The organism is Iningainema tapete BLCC-T55 (assembly GCF_014698965.1).
GTDB classification, from domain to species: domain Bacteria; phylum Cyanobacteriota; class Cyanobacteriia; order Cyanobacteriales; family Nostocaceae; genus Iningainema; species Iningainema tapete.
In genome coordinates this window covers 1-15,009 of sequence record NZ_JACXAE010000101.1, presented here as the reverse complement: position 1 = coordinate 15,009, position 15,009 = coordinate 1, and the positions used below count along the sequence as shown (strand labels likewise).

Below are 15,009 nucleotides of genomic sequence, written 5' to 3'. Positions count from 1 at the left end.
AAAGAGCTTATTTGTTCAAGTTTGCTTAGCCAAAATTCTCAACGGCATATATACCGCTACCTGAATCGCCGACTAAAATAAAACTACTATCATTACTGTCTAACTCTCGACTACCAGCAATACTTCGATGCAAAATTTGAATCAATGTTTGGGGTGTGAAGGATTCTAACTCAACAAAATTTCCAGATTCCAACCATTCTAATTCTTGAGTAGATAAACTTTGCCTAACTTCTATCGGCAATTGCTTAGCTTCTTGGGCTAACTCCTGAGAGGTTTGAATGAACATTCCTCGCTTAGCAGCGATAATTTGGTGTGGTAGTATTCCCACATCGATAATCATAACATTACTATTGTAAAACCAATTAGTACTAGTTCGTAATTGATGTACTAAACTAATACCTCTAGGACTACAATCATGCAAAGCATATACATTTAAATCTGGATTGCGACGCAACATTTGCATAGTAGTAGCAAAAATACTTTGCGGATAGCCAGTGATGCTGAGAATTGCACAATTATTTTCAAAGTGAAAGTTGTTAGCAATTAAAAGTTGAGCGATCGCTGCACTATCACATACAATTAAACGATCAAAACTGTAAGCAGTTACATCAGGATTCACAGCAGCAGGTAGTATACGTTCTTCACGGAGAGACGGTAACATTTTTACAACCGAACCATTCACTTTACTCCAAGAATTCATCCAATCTTGAAACTGGTTTTGAGTGAATAAAAATTCTTGTGTTAATCCTGTTTGTCTTAGCTGTTTAGTTCCCAAGTAGATCGACAACATTCCTAAAATAACATAAATGACAAATAAAATGAAGGATTCGTAGACTGCTACACTAGCATAAATTCCCACAACTAAAATAATTACGCCAATTATTTGTAATGATCTAGCACTTGCTTTACGACTTTTATTGTTGAGTTTATGAGAGTTAGTATTGGAATATAAATAATAGATATAACAGATTTGAAATATTAAATTAACCACAACATTTCCAGAAATTTTTATGGCGGCAAATAACCATCCTAAAATACCACCAAAAAAAATCGTTACCCAGATATTAAAAAATAGATAAGTAAGTAACCAACCCCATACTGATGAAAATGACTTACTTCTTAAACGATGATCTAAAAAATAAAGAAGTTGCTTGGGTGTGAAAAATAAACTATGATGAGCAGAAAGGTCAGCGATCGCCTTGGCAAACATCGGATCGGTAATCTTAACATTACCCATAGTTGTTGGTTCAAAAACAAACCGATGATTACAGTTTGTACACCGCCCTTGATTAGCGGTTCGATCTTTTAAATTATTGTCAGTGCCACAATTAATACATTTCATAATCATTCCCTCACAGATTAATTGATTTGTAGAGACGCCGCGCCGGAGCGTCTCTACGGTTGCCATTGTCGGTAATTTTTCCATAACCAATTTGGCAAACAAAACGGGTAGTTCCAAGATGGTGTACCTAATTCTTCACCTAAAACTTGTATTCGCCAAAGTTGCCACATAATTAGTAACCAAAGAATCTCGCCAATGCGACGCCCAGAAATTGTACCTCCGAGTTTACCAGAAACGATTTGTGCTGCTAGGTGAGGAGAAAAGCGGTTTTCAGCGCGGAGTATACTTGGATTTAGCCAGAAACCAAGCTGATGCCAAAATTCATTTAAACACCAAGAGGTTAAGGGAACCCCCATACCCCGTTTTTGTCGCCAAACAATTTCCTCAGGCAGCCAGTTTTCCACTGCTTTCTTCAGAATGTATTTTTCACAAGCTGCTTGTAAGCAAAGTTCTCCAGATAGCTGAAAAGTCCAATCAGTCATAGATAAATCGCAAAAAGGCGATCGCACTCTCAATCTATGGGCAAATCCCAAAGAAGTAGCGCGAGGATGAATATTTTGCGCCCCTTTGAGCATCAAGGAAGCACGACGGAGGCGATGAAGAATAGATGTGTTACTATAATCTAGTGCTTCTTGCAGCCAATCTTGGGGATGCAAATTCTGTATCTGTGCGTATACTTCTTGTTGATATACTTGAGCTTCTAAACCCCAAAGACGGTGAAAAGTGCGCAGGTACTGTTGCATAAAACTTTCTTGCCCTGGATGTTCGCATTGATATACACCTGCCGCAATCAAAGGTTTATTCGTCCAACCAGCAAATAACTGATCCCCTCCTTCACCATTAAAAATTACCTGAGTTTCAAGACTTGCCGCTTGAGCAAGTAGAAATAGCGGCACTGTAACCCCATCACCAAAGGGCATATCCAGTGCTTGCACGGTAGGAATTAGAGCTTTATATATATGACGTGGAGTTACCTTTACTTTCACAAGTGGTATCTTGAGAAAAGATGCAACTTGTTCGGCATACGGATATTCAGAAATTCCACTGTCAAAATCCAGAGTGTAGGCACGCACTTTCACTCCTGCTTTTACTAGCAACGCTGCTACAACCGCAGAATCTAACCCACCGGAAAGTAATACCCCAACAGGTTGCTCAGTTAAATCAGCAATTTGGCTTTCAATTGCATCTTTAAGCAAGTTTTGTAGTTGAGCAACTGCTGTTGTCTCGTCTTTTAACTGTTCGGTTGCTTCACGCCACTGAAATAATTTTCTGGATTGGGGTGTAGAGAGTTTACCATCATCTATGTGCCAGGTAAGTTCTGTTCCTGCTGGGACAGTATATATACCGTCCACAGGCGTGAGCGGAGTGGGTACGTAGGAAAAACAGCTATAACCGTATAAGCCAGGAATGCTGACTTCAGGTTTTTCCAGTATAGGTAAAAGCAATTGCAGTCGGGATGCAAACCATATTACCTGTCCTAATTGAGTCCAGTATAACGGTACTCGCCCGAAAGGTTCTCTGCCTAAAATTAGTAGAGACTTCGTATTTCGCGTCTCTACATTTACCCACGCATCTGGTGTCAACAATCCCGATACTGAAATCGCTGCTATCTGTTTTGAGCCATTCGGTTGTATTGGCAACACAGAATCATGTCCGATGTACGCAATATTCCAGGTGGTGTTCTTTTGTAGAGACGTTACATGTAACGTCTCTAAATTGGTTAACAGCGCCTCTTCTCTTTCTGAGGCGTAACCCCAATATCCTAAAAATTGGTAAATACCCATGTTATCTACTTTACTTGAAACTCAGCATCACTGAGCTGGCGATCGCCATTAAACATGCGTACCTGCCAATTTCCTGTCGGCGCACCAGAGCCAATCGTATTGCGGCAATGAGTATTCCACACAGACGTATTAATCTCGTTAGTTTGATAACGGTTTTGCTTGACAATTTGACCGTTAGGAGCTAGCCAATTGCAAGATAGATCCAGCTTTTTGCCCACAGGAGCATCTTTTAACGTGACGCGGTAGAATATTTCTGGATTGGATTGGCGATCGACACTATTAAGATTACCACCATCATCTTGACTCAGAGTAATGCGGTCTTGTATGGCAAAAACACGACCAATTGTAGAATTATGCTGTTGAATAAAAAACACTGTACCTGCTGTTGCTACAACTAGTGCAGCAATCGCACCCAAAGCTATCTTGCGATTTCGTCGTTGCTGCACCTCCAAGACTTGACGACGATGCAACTGAATTAAAGCTTCATCAAGTAACTCTGGTGATAAGTTCAATTCTTGTAAAATTTGTTTTACCTGCTCAAGATCGAGTTCCGCTTCTTGTCGCTGCTGAAGTCGTTCTACTTCAGCCACAATTTGCCCTAATTGCTCTTGATTTAGTCGCTGCACCATATTAGATTTTGGATAGGGGAGATTCTGTTGTTAAGTTCAGAAATTTAACTGTTGCCAAAATTAAAATAAATGGTATAATCTTTGCTGCCAATAATTGGGAGTATCCTGTTTAATTTTAACCACAATAGCAAACAGTAAATTTCCAGAAATTCAATCTCCCGATCGCCCAACTTGTATGGAATAATTATGGTGCAGGGACAACAAACGGCAATCGAAGGTATCTATGAAGTATGTATTGGCGTCCCAGAACCAATTTCTGCAATTCAATACTGGGAACAATTTGGTTACCGCATTGCTCAGGTAGGTGAATTACCTGCAACAGCAGCCAATCAATTATATGGCGTAAATTCCTCTTTACGCTCAATTCGTCTTTACCACCAAAATGCCGATCATGGTTTGATTCGGTTAATGATTTGGCAAAACCCCGTCAATGATGGGTTAAGGTTGGGATCGATGAAAGCGAAGGGAAATCGCTGGGCAACAACTTTAACGACTGATGTATTGAATATATTAAATCATGTGGAAGAGGCAAAAGCAGCAGGTTGGGTAATTAGACACACAATCCCTTATTGGGAAGTTATCTACAACAAAGAGAGAAAAAGCCGTCCTTTCTTAGATTCAGTAATTGGTGTAAGAGAAATGCTCTTACTACAACCTTTTACCAGACAGGTTTTATTTCAGAGATTTGGTTATACTTTACCACATTATGGAAATATTCACGAAGGTTCTCTACTCAAGACTAGCCAGTTTACCCATATGGGAATGGTAATTCAAGATGATAGCAAGGAAACTCTTAAATTTTATGACGAAGTTTTGGGTTTATTACGTGTGCGCGATCATGTAGAGACTAGCTATGAATCTTCCCTTGCCGGGAGAGAAATTTTTGATTTGCAGCCAGGAGAAAAGTTTATTGTCACCGCTTTTGACGATCCACGTTCATCTGTGACTGACCTGAGTGCTGCTCGTTCTGGTAGACTTTATATTCTTCGGTTTCCTAGTGCGATAAAATTAGATTCGCGGTTTGAAGTAGCCCAACCCGGCAGCTTGGGAATGTGCTTGTATACCTACCGGGTAAGACAATTGGATTGGTATTGCGATCGCATCAAAATGAGTCCCGTGCAAAAATTCACAACCATCGTTACCAACGAGTTTGGCGAACAAAGTTTCTCTTTTGTTGCACCAGACGGCTACTTCTGGACATTAGTTGAAGGAACGTAGGATTTGAACACCTCTTCTCTCTGCGCCCTCTGCGCCTTGACTCGGTTCCTTTCTTCTAATCTTCCCTTGCCACCAGCGGAAAAACCTCCCCAGCCAAATACTCTTGAAAGTGCTGCTGAAAATAAAGCCAAGAAGTCATATCCTCCCCATCCAAAAAGGATTTTGGGGCATCCTTATACAAAGGAACACGAGTATTAATTTCATCCTGAAGCAGTTGTGGTAACCCAGACAAACCATCCACTTTACTACCATAAGCACTGTAAATAAGATGACCGGGAGTAGCACCCATCTTCATCCAGGGAAGCCATTGACCAATCCTATCCCAGCTTAGCCTAAGTTGAGAAACCGAAGGTAAGTCAGCATTCAGTAAATCTGCTGTTGGGACAGTAATTTTAAATAACTCCGCCGCTTGGTAAGTAGGATGGGGGCAGTATTCAGCAAACTTGGGTTCTTCTGCTAAAGGATTAGGGTAAGTAGGAAATATATCAAACACGAAAGTTGTACTATCTCCTTCTACTGGCGCGGGAAACTTACCCTTAAAGTGTCCTTGCACGGGACTATTTGCTACATGCATCACCGGAACTGTTTGTCCCGTCCAAGGATTATCCCACTTATGCAAAGTATCGCCTGTTTGTGGGTTAAGGTAGTAAGTCAGTTCTCGCGAGGTAAAATCCCAGCTACCTTCTTCTGTAGGAATACACCTGCTAACGCTCATACCCACTATTTTAAACAGAAGTTTTTTCTTCTCACCAGGGATAAAAGCGTAAATGTTACCCGTCCAAGTGAGAAACGAGGATTGGCTAGGATCAAGGGAGGAACGGGTTTTTACCCAGTGCTGGGCATCAAATTCTTGGATTTGGGCAACCATCTACAGTATCCTTTTATGTATGCTAACTACCTGTAATTATCTCAACATTCTTTTTTTCATCCTGTTTTCTTTTCATTTGCTCAAACCAATCGCCGTCTAAACTTTTATCCCGGTGTTGAAACTCTTCTAACAACCGATAGAAAGCATTAAAACCCTCTTGCTCATTGCCACAATGAAGCATAATTATCTTTGCCCAAGAGTTAGAAGTTGACACATGATATTTTTTCTGCACCCAAGGCTGAAAATTCTCATGGAAATCATCCTCCCACACTGTGGGTTCAATATCCAACTCTCCCCTAGCAAATTCATATCCAACTAGAAAATGAAATAAATCACTCACAGAAGCCCTACCAATATACATCCCTGGCTTTGTCTTAATTTTTTGCAAAACTTCACACAGTCCGCCCATATCAAACCTCCCATTATGATTGATGGAACTATTTTATAACTCCGGCAATTCCTCAATGATAAATTGTTCACTTGGACAGTGAAAATCATTAATCCAATCTTCTCTTGTTAATCCATCCGTTGAGAGATTATCAAATACTTGACCGCGAACCTCTACACCGTAATGTTTACCATTGAGTGTAATTGACTGATTTATGCCGCGTCGTTCTAAGCGCGTACTCAGAATATAATACTCCTTACGCTTTTTCGTTTTAATGAGAATAACTTTCCCCTCAATACCATTTTCTTGTAACCACTGCATCACAGCAATAGCACATTCGTCACATTTATACAGGTCAAACTGTGCGACTATTTTACCGATTTTCTGATAAATCTTATCATCTGATAACAGAGTCACTCACCTATCTCGTTATAAAATAAATACATCAATAATAGAATAGTATAGGTAGGGACTGCGCTCAACATTTCTGTTCAAAAACCTCAGCTGGTTCTGAAGCTTGGTTATCAAGATGGCGAAATAAAAATACCCAAAGTGGCAGAGAGGCGTTAATAGCGATGAGTCGGACTAAATGACCACCTGTCACTATTTCTACATTATGATCCAATGCCAAGGCAACTAAAATCATCTCCGCAGAACCACCTGGTGCTGTTACTAATAAGCAGGTTAACCAGTCCCAAGATGTTAATTCCCAGGCAAGCGTAGCAGCAATTAACCCAGCGACGAGCGTCATTGCTACAGATAAGAATGTATAGCCTATGATCTTCTTATCTAAAGTGGGTTTTTTACCCCAATACTCACCAATTGTAATTCCTAGCAGCATTTGTCCAATTAAGTTGACCAATGGTGGGGGACTAAAGTTGATAGCGTCTACAAACGGCAAGCTACTAACTAAAGGATTAAACGCTATACCAATTACTAATGCACCAAAAAAATCGCTGGCCGGAATTTTTAATGATGTGGCAAGATAAATTCCTAATCCACCTATTAGCAGTGCGAAAAAGAGTAAGCCCAGATGAGAAAGGTCAAGATTGAGTAAAGCGTTGCTCAGGTTGAATGTTTGTGGTATAATCTGTGTGCCTGAAATTGTTCTGGCAAGTAATGGAATGAGAAGAACTACTGTAGTAACGCGCAGTGACTGAACTAGAGCTACTAGGGTGACGTTTTTGTTATAATCGGCGGCGATCGATGACATCGGTCCTACGCCACCAGGTACTGTAGCCAACATTGCTGTTAATATGTTGGTTTGGCTGAGGCGGGAGTAAAAATATCCAATTAAGCTACCACACAGCAGTAGGAAAAAGGTGAGAACGGCAAAAATAGGAATGGCAGAAACAACACTGGCAAAATTACCATGAGCGATCGCAAAGCCTACATTCAACCCTACTAGTGCCATTCCCACTTTTCTAGCGGTTCGGTTCTGTTTGGGTGAATAGTCATAGAATCGACACCCCTGAAACACCATTGCACCAGCAGCAATCCCGCCAAATAACCAGGCAATACCGCCACTGTTGAATCGTGTCAAGGCTAAACCCAGAGGAAATGCCAAAAGCATCTCTAAGCTCAGGACAATTAATTGCTTGACTAATATAGGTTTATCATGTAAAATATCATCTTTTGGAGTTGTGGCGCTTAAGTTTTGATTGAACAACACGGGCTTTACGAAAATTAACTTATCATCCAAATTAGCGCGATCTCGTTCCTACATGCAGCTGCTCAAAGTTATAGTTAACTTCTGCTCGAGAAAGATTTGGTTGCACCACCGTCGGGAAACTTTCAAAATTTCGCCGTACCCATTCCATCCCCACTTCGTTATTGAGCTTAATGTGTTGAGGTGTGTTACTATAAAGTTTCTCTAAAATTTCAGCATCCTGCTTAACAATTACAGAGGCAAGATGTAGAAGATTTCTTTTGAATAGATGAAAGATGGGATTGTGTACCTTCATAAACACAAGAACGTAGGTGCGCGTGTGATTTGGTGATTCTGGGACAAATAAATGACATTCTCTAACGGTTGCCATTGGACTGTGTGCATGTACAATTACCATTGACGGGAAACAGTTTTCTAAATGTACCTGAATCACTTTGGGCAGTACAAGAAGTCCTGGGTTTTTAAGGATGTCGCTCAGTGTAGGTTTAGTTCTTGGCAGATCAAAGTAGGCATGTGAATGATGTCCATCGTCAATAAACTGGTTAAATTGCACTTCTTCAATCTCGAATAAGGGGCGATGAGTGCCATTTTGGTGGTTGTAGTCGTGCATGTTCAGCAGCATGGTGAGGAGATCGGTTTTGACGCTGATATCTGCTACATAACCAACAAATTCGTATTCAGATGCAATCTCATTTAGAGTTGTTGGGATGGGGGCTTTCGGCTCCTCTCCTCCGTAGGACCAAATAAAGTCTCCTTGAATGATTAACTCTAATGGTTCGATTAAGGATTTAGTTGGTTTGTTGGAACCCGGTAAAACAGTGCAACCAGCGCTATCAAACTCCAACGCATGAAAGGGACAAGCCACTACACTACTTCCATCTGGTTTGGTTACACACCATCCTTCCGAAAGCATTGCACCCATGTGGGGACAGGCGTTGGGCAGGCAACTGATTTTACCGAGGCTGTCTTGCCAGAGAACGTAGTCATTAGCGTAGAGCGAAACTTTCATGGGCTGATTGGGTTTGAGCATGGAGCGATGTGCTAACAGCCACGGTACGCCAGGAAGCATAGTCATAAATACCTCAGATTTAACTTACTAATTAATTAGTAAGTTTAGCGTTAGGTTAGTACGTAGTCAACTGGCGTCATACTCAAGCATCTGTTGGTAGTATTGAAAAGGCAAATGGTATGATTGTGATGCTGTGGTGAAATCGGGAAATTCGCGGAAGTTAAAATCGGTACGGCAGGTTCGGGATGCGGATGTAACGCAGCAGCAGATTCTGGATGCCGCAGAGTTGGAGTTTGCTCGGCACGGACTTAAAGGTGCTAGGCTAAGTGCGATCGCCGATGCCGCCAACATTACAAATGCCACAATTCATTACTATTTCGAGAACAAAGAGAACTTGTACAAAGCGGTATTGCAGCGTCCGATTGATGAAGTTCAAGCAATGGTTAGTCAACTGAACCTCGATCATTTATCGCCGGAAGACGCAATCGCCCATGTGATTCAGACAGCGATCGCTTACGAAGCCACCAATCCCCATCGCCAGATGCTCTGGTTTCAAGAAGCCAGTCAAAATCAAGGTTTGTATTTCAAGCAAGGTAACTGGTGGAGTTTATATGAACACATGTTCAAAATTTTAGAACGTGGGATGGCAACAGGATGTTTTCGTCCTCTCGATCCACTCTTAACTTTAAATCATATCCTTGGCGTTTCCATTTTCTACTTCACAGTACACGAAAATTGGAAACACTTGACCCCTGAAATAGATCGTCTTAGCCCAGAAATGGTAGAAAAGCACAAAGAAGCAGCAATTCAATTTGTGTTGGCAGCGATAAAGAAAACCGAACATGACGCTATTTAGTGTCAACCAAAAATTGAGGGGTAAAATGAGTTTGTAGTAAGCGCTACTCTCCGAGAAGCCGCTCCGCGTCTACAGCGCTAAAGCCCCGACTACGAACTAGCGCCGATTCTTCAGTCCGAAAAAGAGGTAGCTAAAGTGGTATCAAATTTGCTATGAGTAGATAGATTAAATCATACCCTAATGAACGGACTAAAAAGCGCTCAACAATCTGACGAAACACTGCTATTATCATCCTATCGCAGTGATGCTCCTTTTAAAACGCTACTTCTGCTCTATCGCTATGACTGGCATAAGCTGGTATTGGCGATGGTGTACTATGTGATCAAATATAGTCCGGAGTGGATTCGTCCGGTTGTTGTTGCTAATATTATTGATATTATTTCTCGCCCTCAACAGCATACACTAGGACAACTGTGGCTAAACGGGGCTATTTTAGCATTATCTCTTGTACAGAATATTCCCATGCAGTATCTGTACATAATGACCTTGAGTGCAGTCACCCGCCAAATGGAAACGAGGTTACGCGACGCTTTAACACGTCAGTTGCAGCAGCTTTCTATTGGATTTTACCAGCAACGCAGTACAGGAGTGCTGCAAGCCAAGCTTTTAAAAGATGTGGAAGAAATTCAGATACTCGCTAGTCACATCTTTCAATTTGTGCCTTCAGCTTTATTGACAATTGTAGTTGCTGTTACAGTCACTGCCACACGCGCCCCTTGGTTCTTGCTATTCTTCGTTGCCACAGTTCCGATGGCAGTGCTTTTAGCGCAGGTACTAAAAGCACCAATTCAAGACTCCAATCACGCTTTGCGCCAACAAAAAGAGGTGATGTCGGCTCACTTAATTGAGATGATTAAGCTAGTGCCGGTGACACGGGCGCATGGGGTTGAAGAAACAGAAATTCAACGAACACAGCAGCGGCTTTACTCTGTCAAAGAAGCGGCAATGCGGCTAGATGGCATTAACGCTTTTACTGGTGCGTGTAGTTGGGTTACTATGCGTCTTTTCAATACAATCTGTCTGGTGAGTTCTGCTTATTTGGCTTATAGTGGTAAAATGGGTCTGAGCGCAGGTGATGTAGTGCTGCTCACAGGTTATTTTGATACATTAGCTAACTCCGTTCTCCAGATACTAGCAGTATTGCCGCAAATTGGTACGGGTTTTGAGTCGTTGCGATCAGTTGGTGAAATTATCGAGTGTCCTGACCTAGAATTAAATCACGGTAAGCACCAAGTCAGTTCTGTTGAGGGAGAGTTTTTCTTTGATGGTGTCAGTTTTATTTATCCTAATCACGAGCGTCCGGCAATTGATAATATTTGCTTGAGGGTTAATGCTGGCGAAACCATTGCCTTTGTTGGACCTTCAGGAGGCGGAAAGTCCACCCTGCTTAATCTTATCATTGGTTTTCTTCGACCAACAAAAGGACAGATTGAGCTAGATGGTCAAGATATGAACACTTTGGATTTGAGAACTTATCGGCAGTTTGTATCGGTAGTTCCCCAGGAAACAATTCTATTTGAAGGTAGTATAAAAGACAATATTCTTTATGGTTCAGTTGGGGTGAGCGAACAGCAATTACAACAAGCCATACTCGATGCTAATGCTCATGAATTTATCTTCAATTTACCTCAAGGACTTGACACCCTCATTGGTGAAAACGGTGCAAAACTCTCAGGTGGGCAACGCCAGCGCCTCGCCATTGCTCGTGCATTGGTTCGCAATCCTAAAGTGTTGATTTTGGATGAAGCAACAGCTTCGGTAGATACCGCATCAGAAGCTATGATTCAAGAGGCACTTGAACGCTTGATGAAGAACCGTACAACTTTTGTAGTCGCCCATCGACTTTCCACAATCCGTAACGCTGACCGAATTGTTGTCTTAGATAAAGGGCGGATTGTTGAAATTGGCAATCACCATCAGTTATTGCAACAGTATAATGGCTTATATACACGTCTAATTGCGTTACAAATATAGTTTTTAACTAAATAACTGATTACTAAGGGGAAGCATCTGGTATTAATGCATGTTTTCCCTTTTTATGCAAATAGGTTTTTCACCCAAGCGCGGAAGGCTTTACGCAAAGCCCTTCTACCAAGATTCATGTTTTGCTGGATAAAATCAGGGATTTCCTCAACCGGAAATTTAGGGAATGCCAAACTGCTAGAGGCAACTTTATATTCTCCTGCTTGCAGATGATAGATTTGTATTATGCCTTGATCGTAACGCCAAATTTCTGGCACACGCAGACGCGCATAAATTGGTTGTCTATCTATTGATTTGCTAGTGATATCAATTTCTAGTGCTAAGTCTGGTGGTGGAGCGCAATCTAAATCGATATTTGGCAACTTACTCCGAATCAAACTTTCACTTTGGATGTAGAAGCAGTTATCTGGTTCTACACCTGCAAGCTGATCAAATCGTTTCCATGTAGTTGAACCTAGACATTCATAATCGAGATCCAGTTCCTCTGCCAGGTCTTTAATTAAGTCGCTGATAATATCTTTAAAGTATTCATGTTCTGGCAGTGGCATAACTATTTCTAAATTTCCTCGGTCGTATGCTATTCTAGTTGGGCGATTATTACCCATTTCAACCAGAATATCTTCAAACTCCTGCCAACTGACGTTTTTAAGTAGGATCTTTCCTTCTTGAGGAATGGTTAGAGACATTTAGTATTTCCTAAAGAATTGGTGGTGATCTGGTTTGATTTCTATAGCTTTATTGTAAAAGGTTGGTTCAACAACCATGCCCATTCCATATTGCCGTTTGTGTAACATTAATGATTTCATGATGATTTTTAGACATCATCAGCTATACTAGATTATCCAGCCTTTACCATCCAAACGAGAAAGCCTAAGATTTGCTCAACTGGCGGGAGGGGGTAATCAGTCAAGTCAATAGATACGCATTGCCCTTCTAACTTCAGAAACCGCCAAACTGTACCACTACTTACGGTTCCGTAAATCGTTAAAATAGGTTGTTGCTTTTTTTGGTTAAAGCGTTGAGCTGCAACCATTTCTGCAAGGCATTGCCCTAAGGCTGGTTTTAAGTCTTCCTTCTTGGCTTCTACAAGCACAACTGCAGGGGCTTTAATATATAGCTGTTCTGAGGAACGACTAATGAGAAAATCAACATAGCCCGTAAGTTCAGCTTCTGGTTCTACATTGAATTCTTCGCCTGAGAAAACGCTAATCTGTCCTTGAAGTTGGCGTTTTACTTCCAGCAATACGGGATTGATAATGCCTTCAGAACGAGCTTTCTCACTACTGACTGCGATCGCCCAAGGGAGTGTTTCTTTAAGAATATCTTGAAGTAAAGGCGTAGGAGTGACTGGGGGAATTTCTGGCAGAAAGCGATCCCCTTCAACGATTGTGAGTTGAAAATCCTCTACAGCTTTGCTTAGAGTGAATTTACTGTAAGGCATAGGTTAATCATTCTTAATAAAGTATTGAGATATATTTATTGACAACTGCTTCATAGTATGTACTCTGTTAAGGTATCTTCTTAGTTGGAAGATACGGGCAAGCAAACGGTAAACTGAGTCTTGCTGGGAGTTGATTCAAAGGCGATCGCACCGTGATGACCGTTTTCAACAATCCGTCGCACCATATCCAAGCCTAACCCGGATCCTTTGCCAACGGACTTAGTGGTGAAGAACGGCTCGAAGACGCGAGATTGAATTTCCGGGGCAATACCCGCCCCAGAGTCAGTGATTTGAACTTGGATGTAGTCTTGATTACAAGCCGTAGCGATTTCAATCATACCTGCTCCGCCAATGGCATCAATAGCGTTGTCAATCAAATTCGTCCAAACCTGATTAAGTTCACTGCCCATGTCCACCCCTTCGCTCAAACGAGTGATGCTGATGCGACCAGATTTCTGTCAATGTCATATCTTTGGTTTGCTCAGAGATTCTTTGGACACCGTGACGCTTCATTTCAACGCAATCAAACTTTTTACTCTTCTTCATAAGAAATTACTTCAACAGCAGAATAGATGTTAATTTCAGCATAGCCTTTGACTATGTTGACGGCGCGATATAATTGTATCTTCTGAAAATGTACAATATACTTAAAGTTCCAACTTACTATTATAGAACAACTAGTCACCGTAGCCAAAGCAACTTAATGTCGTTAAAGTTTTAATGGTCTAGAAAGCTACAATTGTCCTCTTATGTCGAATCCATCGAATCTGAACAGTACCCCTATTCCTCACAAACTAGAGTCAGGTAAGAATAGAGAGCGAATTTTCCAATAATTTCTCGTACTTGCGGCAGTTAATGCGACTGTTGACAACCCAGCATTATTGTATAAAGGTGTGCAAAATTCGCCCTATCAACAAGATATTAATAATTACCCAGAGCGCCTAAAAAATCAAGAAAATCTTGTATAATTGCTCTTTCAACCTTATCCCAAACTTGGAGAATTACCTCAAATTTATTCCCAGGCTTTAGAATTTATACATCCAGATATTAAAGAGGCTTGTATTTGTGTTGGTCGTTTATCTGATGGTAAGATAAAGGCACATTGGATGGGAAGAAATGCTCTGAATAAAAATCAATTTTGGAGTGCAACAAAAATCATACCTTTACTGAATATTATTTCGCAATTAAATACAAAATTTCCTAATGTAGATATTGATAATTGCGCAATTGTAGATCCAGAAAATACCAAAAAATCTGTACCTTTTTTTAACGTTGCTCATGACATAGTTAGTTACCAAAACAAAATAGCTAGTTCCAATGCCTTAGCTGCTATGTGTAAACGATTTGAAACTTGGGAGGGCTGAGAATTATGGGTGAAAAAAATCACCGGAAATCAGGACTTAGTTTTCCGTGGACGTTACGGTGAATTACCCTATATTAATCAGCCAATATTGTATGATTTAAAAACAAAAAATGTCCTGCTCCTTGCTGCTCCAGAAACTACTAGAGGTGACAATCTTGTAACCGCATACGATTTAGTTCGGTTTATCCCCATGTTAGGATGGCATCACCATCTACCAACACAATCTCGATTACCTGGAGCGCAGTGGAACAGTCTAGAAGCTATCATCAGAGCTATGGGTTCAGATGCCTGTCGTTACATTGATCTTGCCATCCTTGCGTTGGGTTTGGAAAAAGTTGTTATCTCCCCTACAATTATCTCAAAATTAGGTAACGGCTTCAGTGGTAACTTTTCACTTCCCCCTAAAAACAAGAGTCAAGAAACAGCAGGAATAGAAGGTGGAGAAAAGCCCTTACGACG

General features: G+C 41.1%; 17 protein-coding genes. 5 read left to right on the top strand and 12 right to left on the bottom strand.

The window, feature by feature from the left end; all coding sequences use genetic code 11:
• Positions 1-25: 25 nt before the first annotated feature.
• Genes ICL16_RS34075 through ICL16_RS34065 form a run of 3 tightly spaced genes read right to left on the bottom strand, consistent with a single transcriptional unit; the run spans position 26 to position 3,755 of the window.
• On the bottom strand, positions 26-1,426 hold the full coding sequence (locus ICL16_RS34075) for a toprim domain-containing protein (RefSeq protein ID WP_337907182.1): 1,401 nt from the start codon (positions 1,424-1,426) through the stop codon (positions 26-28).
• Entirely contained in the window at positions 1,396-3,126 is a 1,731-nt protein-coding gene (locus ICL16_RS34070; protein ID WP_190836016.1) for an asparagine synthetase B family protein, read from the bottom strand. The genes ICL16_RS34075 and ICL16_RS34070 overlap by 31 nt, the downstream gene beginning before the upstream one ends.
• A gap of 5 nt (positions 3,127-3,131) precedes the next feature.
• Positions 3,132-3,755, bottom strand: coding sequence for a DUF3859 domain-containing protein (locus ICL16_RS34065; RefSeq protein ID WP_190836015.1), 624 nt, complete (start codon positions 3,753-3,755; stop codon positions 3,132-3,134).
• A 186-nt stretch (positions 3,756-3,941) separates the two neighbouring features.
• Here ICL16_RS34065 and ICL16_RS34060 point away from each other — a divergent pair, with 186 nt between their 5' ends.
• Positions 3,942-4,973 (top strand): VOC family protein, encoded by a 1,032-nt coding sequence (locus ICL16_RS34060; protein WP_190836014.1) that lies wholly within the window; start codon positions 3,942-3,944, stop codon positions 4,971-4,973.
• Between the two features lie 55 nt (positions 4,974-5,028).
• On the opposite strand, the gene ICL16_RS34055 is transcribed toward ICL16_RS34060, so the two are convergent.
• From ICL16_RS34055 to ICL16_RS34035, 5 genes are all read right to left on the bottom strand, one after another.
• Positions 5,029-5,841, bottom strand: a complete 813-nt coding sequence (locus ICL16_RS34055; RefSeq protein WP_190836013.1) for a DUF1838 domain-containing protein — start codon at positions 5,839-5,841, stop codon at positions 5,029-5,031.
• A gap of 22 nt (positions 5,842-5,863) precedes the next feature.
• The gene (locus tag ICL16_RS34050) at positions 5,864-6,250 is read right to left on the bottom strand and encodes a hypothetical protein (RefSeq protein WP_238361079.1); all 387 of its coding nucleotides are present in this window, start codon (positions 6,248-6,250) and stop codon (positions 5,864-5,866) included.
• Positions 6,251-6,283: 33 nt separating this feature from the next.
• On the bottom strand, positions 6,284-6,646 hold the full coding sequence (locus ICL16_RS34045; RefSeq protein WP_190836012.1) for a papain fold toxin domain-containing protein: 363 nt from the start codon (positions 6,644-6,646) through the stop codon (positions 6,284-6,286).
• Positions 6,647-6,707: 61 nt separating this feature from the next.
• A complete protein-coding gene (locus ICL16_RS34040) occupies positions 6,708-7,901 on the bottom strand; it encodes an AbrB family transcriptional regulator (RefSeq protein WP_420485320.1) in 1,194 nt (397 codons plus the stop codon).
• A gap of 31 nt (positions 7,902-7,932) precedes the next feature.
• Entirely contained in the window at positions 7,933-8,973 is a 1,041-nt protein-coding gene (locus ICL16_RS34035; protein WP_420485319.1) for a Rieske 2Fe-2S domain-containing protein, read from the bottom strand.
• Between the two features lie 127 nt (positions 8,974-9,100).
• On the opposite strand from ICL16_RS34035, the gene ICL16_RS34030 reads away from it, so the two are divergent.
• Both ICL16_RS34030 and ICL16_RS34025 read left to right on the top strand, forming a co-directional pair.
• Positions 9,101-9,763: a TetR family transcriptional regulator gene (locus ICL16_RS34030; protein WP_190836011.1), complete on the top strand. Its 663-nt coding sequence runs from the start codon at positions 9,101-9,103 to the stop codon at positions 9,761-9,763.
• A gap of 180 nt (positions 9,764-9,943) precedes the next feature.
• Entirely contained in the window at positions 9,944-11,737 is a 1,794-nt protein-coding gene (locus ICL16_RS34025; RefSeq protein ID WP_190836010.1) for an ABC transporter ATP-binding protein, read from the top strand.
• A gap of 62 nt (positions 11,738-11,799) precedes the next feature.
• On the opposite strand, the gene ICL16_RS34020 is transcribed toward ICL16_RS34025, so the two are convergent.
• The 4 genes from ICL16_RS34020 to ICL16_RS34005 form a co-directional block, all read right to left on the bottom strand.
• Positions 11,800-12,432 carry a Uma2 family endonuclease gene (locus ICL16_RS34020; RefSeq protein ID WP_190836009.1) on the bottom strand — a complete coding sequence of 211 codons (633 nt, stop codon included), beginning with the start codon at positions 12,430-12,432 and terminating at the stop codon, positions 11,800-11,802.
• Between the two features lie 152 nt (positions 12,433-12,584).
• Positions 12,585-13,187 (bottom strand): CBS domain-containing protein, encoded by a 603-nt coding sequence (locus tag ICL16_RS34015; RefSeq protein ID WP_190836008.1) that lies wholly within the window; start codon positions 13,185-13,187, stop codon positions 12,585-12,587.
• An 80-nt stretch (positions 13,188-13,267) separates the two neighbouring features.
• Positions 13,268-13,597 (bottom strand): ATP-binding protein, encoded by a 330-nt coding sequence (locus ICL16_RS34010; RefSeq protein WP_190836007.1) that lies wholly within the window; start codon positions 13,595-13,597, stop codon positions 13,268-13,270.
• The gene (locus tag ICL16_RS34005; protein ID WP_190836006.1) at positions 13,587-13,733 is read right to left on the bottom strand and encodes a hypothetical protein; all 147 of its coding nucleotides are present in this window, start codon (positions 13,731-13,733) and stop codon (positions 13,587-13,589) included. The genes ICL16_RS34010 and ICL16_RS34005 overlap by 11 nt, the downstream gene beginning before the upstream one ends.
• A gap of 422 nt (positions 13,734-14,155) precedes the next feature.
• On the opposite strand from ICL16_RS34005, the gene ICL16_RS34000 reads away from it, so the two are divergent.
• Positions 14,156-14,551 (top strand): hypothetical protein, encoded by a 396-nt coding sequence (locus tag ICL16_RS34000; RefSeq protein ID WP_190836005.1) that lies wholly within the window; start codon positions 14,156-14,158, stop codon positions 14,549-14,551.
• A 9-nt stretch (positions 14,552-14,560) separates the two neighbouring features.
• A partial coding sequence (locus ICL16_RS33995; protein ID WP_202895855.1) for a hypothetical protein occupies positions 14,561-15,009 on the top strand: 449 nt, incomplete at its 3' end.